Origin of the sequence: Pantoea sp. JKS000250 (assembly GCF_003201065.1) — a bacterium.
GTDB classification, from domain to species: domain Bacteria; phylum Pseudomonadota; class Gammaproteobacteria; order Enterobacterales; family Enterobacteriaceae; genus Pantoea; species Pantoea vagans.
In genome coordinates, this window is record NZ_QICZ01000002.1 from 185,303 (window position 1) to 196,695 (window position 11,393).

At 54.8% G+C, this 11,393-nt stretch carries 11 protein-coding genes; 3 read left to right on the forward strand and 8 right to left on the reverse strand.

The window, feature by feature from the left end; genetic code table 11:
- Positions 1-54 precede the first annotated feature (54 nt).
- The 7 genes from BY447_RS20675 to BY447_RS20705 all read right to left on the reverse strand — a co-directional run bounded on the left by BY447_RS20675 (position 55) and on the right by BY447_RS20705 (position 6,123).
- Complete coding sequence (locus BY447_RS20675) at positions 55-834, reverse strand: ABC transporter ATP-binding protein (RefSeq protein ID WP_110332076.1); 780 nt, start codon at positions 832-834, stop codon at positions 55-57.
- Positions 831-1,517 (reverse strand): ABC transporter permease, encoded by a 687-nt coding sequence (locus BY447_RS20680; RefSeq protein ID WP_033735419.1) that lies wholly within the window; start codon positions 1,515-1,517, stop codon positions 831-833. Before BY447_RS20680 ends, BY447_RS20675 begins: the two co-directional genes overlap by 4 nt.
- 9 nt (positions 1,518-1,526) lie before the next feature.
- Positions 1,527-2,252: an ABC transporter permease gene (locus BY447_RS20685; RefSeq protein WP_010246779.1), complete on the reverse strand. Its 726-nt coding sequence runs from the start codon at positions 2,250-2,252 to the stop codon at positions 1,527-1,529.
- Positions 2,253-2,258: 6 nt separating this feature from the next.
- Complete coding sequence (locus BY447_RS20690; protein ID WP_013195994.1) at positions 2,259-3,107, reverse strand: transporter substrate-binding domain-containing protein; 849 nt, start codon at positions 3,105-3,107, stop codon at positions 2,259-2,261.
- A 21-nt stretch (positions 3,108-3,128) separates the two neighbouring features.
- On the reverse strand, positions 3,129-4,316 hold the full coding sequence (locus tag BY447_RS20695) for a M20 metallopeptidase family protein (RefSeq protein WP_110332077.1): 1,188 nt from the start codon (positions 4,314-4,316) through the stop codon (positions 3,129-3,131).
- Between the two features lie 274 nt (positions 4,317-4,590).
- Positions 4,591-5,457 carry an alpha/beta fold hydrolase gene (locus BY447_RS20700; protein ID WP_110332078.1) on the reverse strand — a complete coding sequence of 289 codons (867 nt, stop codon included), beginning with the start codon at positions 5,455-5,457 and terminating at the stop codon, positions 4,591-4,593.
- Positions 5,458-5,508: 51 nt separating this feature from the next.
- Complete coding sequence (locus BY447_RS20705; RefSeq protein WP_110332079.1) at positions 5,509-6,123, reverse strand: TetR/AcrR family transcriptional regulator; 615 nt, start codon at positions 6,121-6,123, stop codon at positions 5,509-5,511.
- Positions 6,124-6,271: 148 nt separating this feature from the next.
- On the opposite strand from BY447_RS20705, the gene BY447_RS20710 reads away from it, so the two are divergent.
- The 3 genes from BY447_RS20710 (at position 6,272) to BY447_RS20720 (ending at position 8,387) form a co-directional block, all read left to right on the forward strand.
- Positions 6,272-6,715, forward strand: a complete 444-nt coding sequence (locus BY447_RS20710) for an antitoxin Xre/MbcA/ParS toxin-binding domain-containing protein (protein WP_013195990.1) — start codon at positions 6,272-6,274, stop codon at positions 6,713-6,715.
- Entirely contained in the window at positions 6,712-7,182 is a 471-nt protein-coding gene (locus BY447_RS20715) for an RES family NAD+ phosphorylase (RefSeq protein WP_033784892.1), read from the forward strand. The genes BY447_RS20710 and BY447_RS20715 overlap by 4 nt, the downstream gene beginning before the upstream one ends.
- 173 nt (positions 7,183-7,355) lie before the next feature.
- A complete protein-coding gene (locus BY447_RS20720) occupies positions 7,356-8,387 on the forward strand; it encodes an AI-2E family transporter (RefSeq protein WP_110332080.1) in 1,032 nt (343 codons plus the stop codon).
- Here BY447_RS20720 and BY447_RS20725 read toward each other — a convergent pair.
- A complete protein-coding gene (locus BY447_RS20725) occupies positions 8,376-11,105 on the reverse strand; it encodes a cation-transporting P-type ATPase (RefSeq protein WP_110332081.1) in 2,730 nt (909 codons plus the stop codon). The two genes, BY447_RS20720 and BY447_RS20725, sit on opposite strands and share 12 nt — an antisense overlap.
- Positions 11,106-11,393: the final 288 nt, after the last annotated feature.

An 11,393-nucleotide genomic window follows, 5' to 3' on the forward strand; every position in this document is an offset into this window, starting at 1 on the left:
GGCTTCAAACGATAGCTATCAGTGCTGAAGCCAGATTGCATGATCCCGGTTATTCTAGCCTGCATTGCGCTCAAAGTGGCTGTTCACAAAGGCACGACAGCGCGGCGAAATCGGATCGAGGAATACCTGTTCCGGTGAACCCGACTCCTCAATCATCCCCTGATGCAGAAACACCGCCTTGTTGGACACGTCACGCGCAAAGCCCATTTCATGGGTCACGATAATCATGGTGCGCCCTTCTTCTGCCAGACTGCGGATCACCCGCAGCACTTCACCCACCAGCTCCGGATCCAGCGCAGAGGTCGGCTCATCAAACAGGATCGCTTTCGGCTGCTGCGCCAGCGCCCGGGCAATCGCCACGCGCTGCTGCTGTCCGCCTGACAGCTGCGACGGCCAGGCGTCGCGTTTTGCGTAAAGCCCCACTTTATGCAGCAGCGCTTCGGCTTCTTCAATCGCCTCTTTATGGCTGCGCTTCTGCACATGAACCGGCGCTTCAATGATGTTCTGCATCACCGTTTTATGCGGCCACAGATTGAAGCTCTGAAACACAAAGCCAAGCTGCATCCGCATCAGCTTGATGCGACGGCGCTGCTCACGACTCAGTTTTCCGTCGGCGTTATCCAGCGTGACGTTTACCTCGCCGACCGCAATTTCGCCCGCCTGCGGCACTTCAAGAAACGGGATGCAGCGTAGCAGCGTACTTTTGCCTGAGCCGCTGGCACCAATCAGCGATATCACATCACCATCCTGCGCGGTCAGGCTGATGTCGTGCAGCACTTCGTGTCCCGCATAACTCTTTCTGAGATGACTCAGCATGATAGTAGGTGCGGTCATGATCGTGCTCCGAAATAGTAAGGTGATAAGCGTCGTTCCAGCATCGATACGCCCTTGCTGACCAGCATGGTCAGTATCAGGTAGATCACCGCCGCGCTCAGGAACACTTCCAGCGCCCGGAACGTGGAGGAGACAATTGAGTCGGCAATGCCGGTCATTTCCATCAGGCTGATGGTGCTGACCAGTGACGTCGCTTTAATCATCGAGATAATTTCATTGCTGTAAGCCGGCAGCGCCTGACGAATCGCAATCGGTAAGGTGATGCGGGTAAAGATCTTGTACGACGACATGCCCGAGACCTTAGCCGCCTCCAGCGACTGCTGGCTGACGGCACGCAGTCCGCCGCGCAGAATCTCCGAGGTGTAAGCCGCATCGTTAAGGATAAGCGCCAGCAAGCCGCACCAGTAAGGATCGCGCAGCAACGGCCAGAACAGGCTTTCGCGCACTGCCGGTAAACTGCCGAGGCCGTAATAGACCATAAAAATCTGGATCAGCAATGGCGTACCGCGAAACAGCCAGACGTAGAAACGGCAGAACAGGCTGCCGACGCGCGTCATGCGCAGCAGGTTAAGCAGCAATGCCAGCACGCCGCCCCCCAGCAGCGAGAGCAGCGCCAGATTGATCGTCAGCGGCAATCCTTTCAGCAGCGCCAGCAGCGTCTGCTGTAAAAACATCATATCCACGTGGACTCCTTATCCCTTCACGCGCTGTTGACCGCGCATCGCAAACTTTTCCACGTAGCGGAAAACCATATCGGAACAGGTGGTGATAATCAGGTAGATCACCGCACCCACGCTGTAGAAGAAAAAGGACATCTGGGTAGAGTTGGCTGCGGTCGAGACCTGGTTCATGGTTTCCACCAGCCCGGTGACCGAGACCAGCGCCGACTCTTTGATCACCGATTGCCACTGGTTGCCCATACCTGGCAGCGCGGTGCGTAACGCCTGTGGCACGATGATGCGGCGAAACATCATCAGCCGTCCCATGCCGGTCACGGTCGCCGCTTCCAGCGTACCGCCCGGAATGGCGTAGAACGCGCCGCGAAATACGCCGCTCTGATAGGCACCGGAGATCAGCCCGATGGCGATCGCGCCCGCCACAAAACCGTTGACATCGAACGGCCCCTGGAAGCCCAGCGCGGTACCCACCGTGGAGACCACCTGACGTCCACCGAAGTAGAAGAGGTAGATCACCAGCAGTTCCGGCACGCCGCGAAACAGCGTGATGTAGCCTGCCGCCAGCCGCTGCTGCCAGCGCGACCCGGCAATCTGCATCCAGCAGAGCACGCTGCCCAACAGGGCACCCAGCAGCCAGGCGCAAAGCGACACGCTGACCGTGACGGCGGCGGCGTTAAGCAGCACGCCTCCCCAGCCCTCATCACCGAAGCCCAGTATCTGCCAGTCAATATTCATCAGCATCAGCAGTTACGCTTTTGGCGCGACATCTTCGCCAAACCATTTCATCGACAGTTTGCTGAGTGTGCCATCTTTGATCATCGAGTCCAGCGCCTGATTCAGCACCTGCTGCAGCTCGCTGTTACCTTTACGCAGGCCAATCGCCGAGCCTGCACCCAGCACACCACCCGAGAAGCCATAACCGCTGCTGCTGATGGCATCGCTGTGTTTTTTCACAAAGGCATTGAGGTTGGTGCGTGAAGCCATGACGGCATCAACACGGCCATTCATCAGGTCAGCGAAGGTTTCAGGACCGGCCTGATAGGTGCGGATAGTGGCCACATCGCCCAGGTATTTCTGCAGGAAGTCCGCCTGAATAGTGGCGACCTGCACCGCAATGGTTTTGCCTTTAAACGTGGTTTTAAGATCGTCGATCGCTTTTTTCATACCGGCGTCGTCATCCGCCGTCACCACCGTGCCGCTGCCTGGCAGCGTGGCGAGCGGGCTTTTTTTCGCGGTCACAAAGCTGGAGACGCTGACGGTGTACTGATGAGTAAAATCGATCGCTTCAGCGCGCTTTGGCGTCACCGTCACCGCGTCTATCACCGCATCATATTTACCGTCGATGAGGCCCGGAATCATGCCTGACCATTTCTGGGCGATGATTTCATATTTAAAACCTGCACGCTTCGCCAGCTCCGCCACCATATCCGGCTCATAGCCGACGATTTTTCCACTCGGGGTCGTCTGGTTAAACGGAGGATAAGCCGCTTCGGTAGCAAACTTCAGGGTGCCGAAATCTTTCGCCTGGCTGAAGGCGGAAGTGGCAAGCAGTGCCACGGTCAGAGACGCCTTCAGGAGACGGTTACGCATCATCATATAAACCTCATGTCTTTATTATTAAGAGAGTAAATCAATAGCAAGGCGGGTCAGCGCCTGCGTCCCGGCGGCAATGCTGCGTTCGTCCGGCTGATAGTCGGAGTTATGCAGATGATCGTCACGGCCCGGCGTAGCGGATCCAATATGAATCTGACAACCCGGTACCCGTTCTGTAAACAGTGAAAAATCCTCAGCACCAAAGCTGGCGCTGGGCTGCGCGATGATGACCTTCTCAAACTGATGCGACAGAATCTGCTCCAGTGAATCGATGAGGCGATCGTCGTTCATTAAGGGGGGAACGCCACGCTGGAAGTTAACTTCTACGCGGACGTTCTGCGCCAGCGCCACCCCTTCGCACATCCGTTTAAATGACGCTTCCATCGCAGCCCGCACTTCCGGTGATTTAGTGCGGATGGTGCCCTGAAACAGACAGCTGTCAGGAATGATGTTGTGGGTGGTGCCGCCCTGAATGTGCCCGATGGTTAACACGGCGGAGTGAGCAGGATCGCGTTCACGCGAGATGATGGTCTGGAGCTGGCTGATGAGATGCACAGTGGCGAGTATCGGGTCAGTGCCCATATGCGGACGGGCCGCATGGGTCGATACACCCTGTACCGTCACGTCGAATTCGTCGCTGGAGGCAGTACTGGCGCCGCGCGTCAGGGCAACGTCACCCGCAGCCAGTTCAGGTTTGTTATGCAGGGTCACCGCCCAGTCAATGTCGTCGGCCACACCGTCGGCGATCATAGCCTCAGCACCACTTTCTGGTGTCTCTTCCGCAGGCTGGAAGATCAGCCGGACGCGGCCTTTTAGCTGCTGACGATAGTGCGGCAGGATTGTGGCCACACCCAGCATCGTCGCCGTGTGAATGTCGTGACCACAGGCGTGCATTTTGCCGGGATAGCGGCTGGCAAAGGGTAAACCCGTCTGTTCATGTATGGGCAGCGCGTCCATATCAGCACGCAATAGAAGTGTCTTACCCGGCTCCGCGCCGTCGATATCCACCACGACACCGCTGCGGCCAACGCCGGTCCGGGGATTCAATCCCAGCGCCTGCAGATACTCTGTGACCAGACTGGCGGTACGCAGCGTATCAAAGCCTAATTCCGGATGCGCATGGATATCACGCCGAATCGCTACTAATTGCGGTTCAATCTCATTAACTCTGGCTTTTATTTCCCCGGCCAGTCGTTCTTTATCCTGATTCATCGCAGCCCCGGCAATATGAGGCCGGCAGTCTGGTGCCGGCCCTCTTTTTAATCTCATCCTGACGTTGGATGGTGGTGACCGTTTATTTATTCACAGCACGTGACAGAAAGCAACGCGTTATAACACACGAGGAACCATTAATAATCAGTAGCTTAGGTTTATTTATTGGAAAGCCGTATGAGATAGCAGCGGATCAGCAATAATATTAATAATCCGCCGCCCCACATTACTTTCCCTACTTTCTGAGCGGTGTTATTCAGCGTATATCCGGAGGTTAAATAAAGAAGTCTGCCAGTATTTCCGCTAATTTCTCCGGTTGTTCGTCAGGAATAAAATGACCGCAGTTAAGAATAGTTTCACTGTTTACCTGCTGCGCCACAGCGCGTAACGGCGTAGCCATATCGGGTATCGATCCCTGATCAGCACTCACCGCCAGCAGTGGCATTGCCAGCTTACCGTTTAACGCACGCTGACGGTTCTGCTCTGCCGACTGCGAGAAGGCGCGGTAAAAAGCCAGTCCCGCGCGTAACGCGCCGGGCTGCTGAAAAATGCGCAGATATTCACGACGCGCCGTCGCATCAATGCGACGAGGATTCGCTGCTTTGCGGTTAAAAAACCAGTCAAGGTAGATCGCCTCCCTGCCGGTGATCAGGGCTTCCGGCAGATCATCCACACAGTGAAAGCCGAAATGCCAGGTTTTCCAGGCACTATCACCGACCATCGGCAGCACGTCAGGCAGGGTCACGCCGGGAATGCCGCCATCCAGCAGCGCGAGACGGCTGACCTTATCGGGATGGGCTGCTGCCAGTGACCAGGCAATCCATGCTCCGATATCATGTCCGGCCAGATGAAAGCGTTCGATTCCCAGCTGATTTAGCAACGCCACAATGCATGTCGCCACGCTGTCGGTGTCATAGCCACTGACCGGGAAATCTGAATCACCCTGCCCCGGCAGGTCGGGTGCAATGACATGAAAACGACTGGCCAGCCGGGGAATCACCTCCCGCCAGGCGTAACTGCTCTGCGGAAAACCGGCGAGCAACACCACTGTTTCGGCGTGTTCGCTGCCAGCGCTAAGGTAGTGCAGGCGCTGTGTGCCGACGTTGATAAAATGATGCTGATAAGCGGGTTGAGAATACATAAAGCCTCCGGATAATAAGGAAACGATCACTTCCTTAATGGATAAAAAAATTCAGTCGAGTAACTTCAGTGCCAGAGGGATGATGCGGCTATCGGGCCGGGTAGCCGCAACTTTACCGGCGACGCGCATCCCCAGCACGATGCAGAGCATCAGCGAAGCGGTGGCTTCACAGTCCAGTGCAGAATTAACCGAACCATCCTGCTGTCCCAGCCTGATCATCTGCTGTAAGTTCTGCTGATTGCGCATCAGCGCCGCGCTGACCGCGCCGGCCAGCTCCTCATCCAGCGTCTGCAACTCCACGGCGCTTACCGAGACCAGACAGCCGCGCTCGCCCTCCACATCGCGCACTGAATCCACGTAAAAATTCAGCAGCGCCGCCAGTTGCTCACGGCCATTTTCACATTGCGCCAGCCGCGCAGCTAAGCTGCCGTTACGCTGTGAAAGATAGCGGGCAAAGACCGTAGCAAACAGCGTTTGTTTGTCGGTGAAGGCTTTATAGATGCTGCCGGTGGTCAGCTGCATAGCCTGGCCCAAATCGCCGATTGAGGTGGCGTGATAGCCTTTCTGTCGGAAAACCAGCATTGCGCTGTCGAGTGCCGCATCGGTATCAAATGCCCGTGGTCGTCCCCGATCTTTATTACGGTTATCGTGCATTGATAGCACCATTAGGAAATGATTATTCCCTTAAAGATAGACTGATTCGTTACTTAGTTAAAGAAGCGCTTGTACTTTATCCGACATCTTTCATCAGGCTTCAGCAATTGCGCAGTGCAAACCAAATGGTTATGATTAAATGACCAACTGGAGGTGACAAATGAAAACATTCAGTTTTTCTGCAGCTAAGACCAGACCGCCACGTTTATGGCAGGCTGCGGGCCTGCACAGTACGGATGGTGTCGCTCTGCTGGGCCAGATCAACGATGGCCTCGATGGCAACGTGGCTCACCTCATCATCGACTGGGCGAAGATTACCCAAAATGACCTGCGCAGAATGTCCGGTATTCCCTCCACGACGTTCAGCCGTGGCGTGAAAGCGAAATTCAGCGCTGAACAAAGCGAACGACTGGTGCGGATTATCCGCGTTATTGATCGGGCGGTTGAATTGTTTGAAGGCGATAAGGATGAAGCGCAAAAATGGCTGAATGAGCCTAACCGGGCGTTGAGCTGGAAAATGCCAGCAGAACTTATGGCATCGGAAACCGGCGCTTATGAGGTCCTGAAGCTCATCACACGTCTGGAGCATGGAGTTTATTCTTGATCCTCTACAGGCTGACTAAGACAAAGTATCTTTCGACCGCCTGGACGGGATTTGGCGCAAAAGAGGCGGGCGGTCGCTGGAACAGCATCGGCATCTCAATGGTTTATGTCTCAGAAACCGCCTCACTGACGTTGCTGGAAACACTGGTCCATCTGCACTCAGCACACATCCTCGACGCTTTCACGCTACTGCGCATCGATGTTCCCGATGCGCTGATACAAACCGTCGATATCAGTGAATTGCCTGCAAACTGGGCCGATGAAGACGCGCCGGCGGAACTGGCTGACTATGGCGACGCCTGGTGCTCTGCCTGCGATGCGGTTGCGTTGCGAGTTCCCAGTGCTCTATCTCCTACAGAACACAACTATCTGTTAAATCCTGAACACCCGGAGTTTTCCCGGATCGTTCAACAGGCTGAGGCCATTCCGTTCCGGTTTGACCGTCGGCTGAAACCGGACCGTAAATAGACTAACCGGATAGCGGCAGACCACGCATTTGGCTTTGAACAGTGATTCAGAGCCTATGATAATCGGATCTGAAGCGTCTCTTATAACTCTTCCCCCTGCTCTGACCTGACGCAAAGCACTGACAGGTAAGCCTCATCTATACTGCAGCTTATCTTTGCTTAAGGAGCCCGAACATGGGACTGAGCTGGTTTACTCTCTGGCAACCGCTGGCGCGCGTACTGTTTATCCTCGCCTCTCTGACCATTATTCTCACCGGCCTTTATCTGGCGGCACCGCTGATCAATCAGGTCCTGCTGGCGGCGTTACTGGCTATCATGCTCGACCCACTGATTACCCGGCTGGATAAAAAACGCATCCCACGCATTATCTCATCCCTGCTGGTGATTACGCTGATGCTGATGGTCATGGTGTTCACCACGCTCAAGTTAACGGCACTGACGCCCGATTTAATGCAGCTCAGCCGCCAGGCCCCCATGCTGCTGGCGGCACGGCTGGAACAGCTGACGCTGGCTTTTGCCCGGCTTGATATCGGTATGACGCCCGACCAGATGCTCACTTTTGTGGATGCGGGCGCGATAGTGCGTATCGTCACCGCGTTTCTGACGCAAATTCCCGGCGTCATCTCCTGGTGGATTATGGTGTTCCTGATGCTGCTGTTTATGCTCTATGAGATGCCGCTGCTGAAAGCGGCGCTTCAGCAGCGGGTCAGCGGAAAAAATCAGGCCTTTTATCTGGCGCTGCAGGAGGGAATTGAGAGCGTGATTGTTTATGCCAGGGTGAAAACACTGACCAGTATTCTTGGCGGGATCATCGTGGGTTTAGGTGCGCACCTGATCGGGCTGAAATTTGCCTTTTTCTGGGGCGTGCTGATGTTCATCTTTAACTACGTGCCGGTGCTGGGCTCTTTCCTGGCCGCGATTCCGCCGGTGATCCAGAGCTACATCATGTTTGATTTACAGGTTGCGCTGGCGGTCTCAGGCTTCTTTATGGTGCTGAACCTCTGCCTGAGTTCGGTGATTGAACCGCTGCTGATTGGTAAACGACTCAATCTGGCGCTCACTACACAGTTGCTGGCGTTTCTCTTCTGGCAGGCGTTACTGGGGATTACGGGCGGGATACTGGCCATACCTCTGACCTATCTGATTAAGAAGGTCCTGCTGGCGAGCTATCCGCAGCAGGACCCGGAGTCAGAGTTAACTCAGTGACGGCGTCTTCACCCGCCATGCGCGGGTGAGACGTTTCTCAATCTCTACCACAATGAAGATTGCGATACTGACAAACAGCGAAATCAGCCAGTAGTTAATCGGTAGTGGGCGGGTTCCGAACAGCGTGTTCATCAACGGCACGTAGATAATGATCGCCTGAAGCACAATCAGTACCAGCGTAACCAGCCAGATACCGCGGTTTTTCAGCAGGCCACGGTCCAGGGAGAAACCATCTGTGTTGCGGCAGTTAAGCATGTAGACCCACTGCGCCGTAACCAGCATCTGCAGGAGCACGGTGCGGATAAATTCAGGACTGTAGCCACGCGGTTGCAGCCAGGCCTCCAGCACAAAGGCACTGATTGAAATCAGCAGGCTGACAAACACCACACGCCAGATGGCGTAAGCGTCCATCACATGTGCTTTGACATTACGGGGCGGCCGGCGCATTGCATTGGGTTCTGCTGGCTCAAATGCCAGACCAAACGATAGCGTGGCGGAGGTCGCCATATTCATCCACAGGATCTGAACCGGCGTTAACGGCAGCAGATTACCCATCAGAATCGCGATAATAATCAGCAGCCCCTGCGCCATACAGGTTGGCATAACGAACAGAATGGTTTTTTTGAGGTTGTCATAAACCCGACGGCCTTCTTTGATTGCCGCCGCGATGGTAGCAAAGTTGTCGTCGGCCAGAATCATATCGGCCGCCTCTTTTGTAACCTCCGTGCCTTTAATCCCCATCGCAATGCCGACGTTCGCCTGCTTCAGCGCCGGTGCGTCGTTGACGCCGTCGCCGGTCATACCCACGATCTCGCCGCTCGCTTCCAGTACTTTCACCAGACGCAGTTTATGTTCCGGGCTGGTGCGGGCAAAAATATCATAGGTTTTTGCCGCCTCGGCAAGTTCAGCGTCACTCATATGTTCAAGCTGGTAACCCGTGATGGCCGTCTGGCTGTTGCCTATACCCAGCATCTGACCAATCGCCATTGCCGTTTCCTGATGGTCGCCGGTGATCATTTTGACGCGGATGCCCGCTTTCTGGCATTCATCAATGGCAGTTATGGCTTCAGGACGCGGCGGATCCATCATGCAGGCAAGCCCCAGCAGCACCATGTCACTTTTCAGATCGGCATGATCCAGCGAGGTAATGGGTGCGGAGGTTTTTTTCCAGGCTGCAGCAACGGTGCGTAATCCTTCACTGGCATAGGTGGTAATAGCCGCATCCCAGTAAGCACGGTCAATCGGCTCTGTACCGTCCGGCGTTTGCTGCTGCTGACACAGCGTCAGCAGCACATCCGGTGCGCCGGTCAGCAGAACATAAGATTCACCGTCAGCTACACAGCTGACCGACATATATTTATAGAGGGAATCGAACGGCAGCTTGCTCACCACGTCAACCGGCTGAGGCGTCGTCAGACCTTTGGCTGCCAGCACTTTCAGTGCGCCTTCAGTCGGGCCGCCAACAATCGTCCAGAGCCCCTGGCTTTCCTGACGCAGCTGACTTTCATTACAGGTGTCTACCGCATGGAGGAACTGCTGGAACAACGGATCCTGTGCCGCCGAAGCAGCCGCGTTGCCGCCCTGCTCAGCCACAATTTCGCCTTTGGGTTCGTAGCTGTTGCCGCTGACGCGCCAGCGGCTTTTTGCCAGCACCACCGCTTTCACCGTCATCTCATTCATAGTGAGCGTGCCGGTTTTATCAGAACAGATAACGGACATGGCGCCCAGGGTTTCGACCGTCGGCAGTTTGCGGATAATCGCATTGGTGCGCGCCATCGACTGCACACCCAGCGACAGAATAATGGAGATAATGGCGGGCAGACCCTCCGGCACGGTGGCGACGGCCAGGCTGATAACGGACAGCAGCAGTTCGCCCAGCGGAATGTCACGCAGCATGAAACCGAAGATAAACAGCATCACCATCATCGCCAGGATGATAAGGAAAATCGCTTTACCCAGTTTGTCGATCTGCACCAGCAGCGGGGTTTTAGCCTCTTTTATGCCGCTGATCATTTCGTTGATATGGCCCAGTTCCGTATCACCCCCGCTGGCGATGACCACACCTGAGGCGGTGCCGGAGCTGACGGTGGTGCCGGAAAATGCCAGATTCAGACGGTCCCCCAGCGACTTTTCACCGCTCAGCGTGTCGATGTTCTTAGACACCACCGTCGATTCGCCGGTGAGAATCGCCTCTTCCACCCGCAGATTATTGACTTCAAACAGTCTCAGGTCAGCCGGAATTTTGTCGCCGGGACGTAACATCACCACGTCGCCGACCACAATATCGCGTGTTGCGACAGTGACCTGTTTGCCATCCCGCACCAGCATCGCTTCACTGGCGAGCATGTTCTGAATACTCTTCAGCGATTTCTCGGCATTGCTCTCCTGAATAAAACCGATCAGGGCATTGATAACGGCTACGCCGATAATGACAAAGGTATCCACCCAGTGGCCCATGAGCGCGGTGATCACCGCTGCGGCCAGCAGAATATAAATCAGCACATCTTTAAAATGGGCGATAAATTTGAGCAGCGCAGATTTATCCGCTTTTTGTGGCAGCGCGTTTGGCCCCTGTTTCTGCAGACGTTCCTGTGCGTCAGCAGTCGATAATCCTGCCGGAGAGCTTTGCAGGTCAGAAAATATCTCGGCTACACTGCGCTGATACCAGGGGCGCTCAGATAAAGCTAACGCTTTATCCTGCTTATCATTATTTAGCATATATAAACCTCGTGCCATTTAGCGATGAATTAAAGGCGCAATTAAAAGACATGCATTTTGCGGGAAGCCGCTCCCGCCGTTAATGACCGATATCATATTTAGGTAAGAAACGTCTGATGAATAACATAAAATGGCTAAATTAAATCTAACCTATATTATGAGAATAACAACGTTGTTTTTGTTTAGCTAAGGTTTAAGTATGCTGATGCAGTGTGCTTCGGCTTGTACTCTGGCTCGCAAAAGGAAACTCTGATGATAAAACAGAGCATTATCATGCTTTGCAGTTTC

Excerpts from the sequence above, each read along its gene's own strand:
- BY447_RS20725 (WP_110332081.1), bottom strand. The coding sequence starts at position 11,105 with ATGCTAAATAATGATAAGCAGGATAAAGCGTTAGCTTTATCTGAGCGC.
- BY447_RS20720 (WP_110332080.1), top strand. The coding sequence starts at position 7,356 with ATGGGACTGAGCTGGTTTACTCTCTGGCAACCGCTGGCGCGCGTACTG.
- BY447_RS20675 (WP_110332076.1), bottom strand. The coding sequence starts at position 834 with ATGACCGCACCTACTATCATGCTGAGTCATCTCAGAAAGAGTTATGCG.
- BY447_RS20695 (WP_110332077.1), bottom strand. The coding sequence starts at position 4,316 with ATGAATCAGGATAAAGAACGACTGGCCGGGGAAATAAAAGCCAGAGTT.
- BY447_RS20690 (WP_013195994.1), bottom strand. The coding sequence starts at position 3,107 with ATGATGATGCGTAACCGTCTCCTGAAGGCGTCTCTGACCGTGGCACTG.
- BY447_RS20700 (WP_110332078.1), bottom strand. The coding sequence starts at position 5,457 with ATGTATTCTCAACCCGCTTATCAGCATCATTTTATCAACGTCGGCACA.
- BY447_RS20685 (WP_010246779.1), bottom strand. The coding sequence starts at position 2,252 with ATGCTGATGAATATTGACTGGCAGATACTGGGCTTCGGTGATGAGGGC.
- BY447_RS20710 (WP_013195990.1), top strand. The coding sequence starts at position 6,272 with ATGAAAACATTCAGTTTTTCTGCAGCTAAGACCAGACCGCCACGTTTA.
- BY447_RS20705 (WP_110332079.1), bottom strand. The coding sequence starts at position 6,123 with ATGGTGCTATCAATGCACGATAACCGTAATAAAGATCGGGGACGACCA.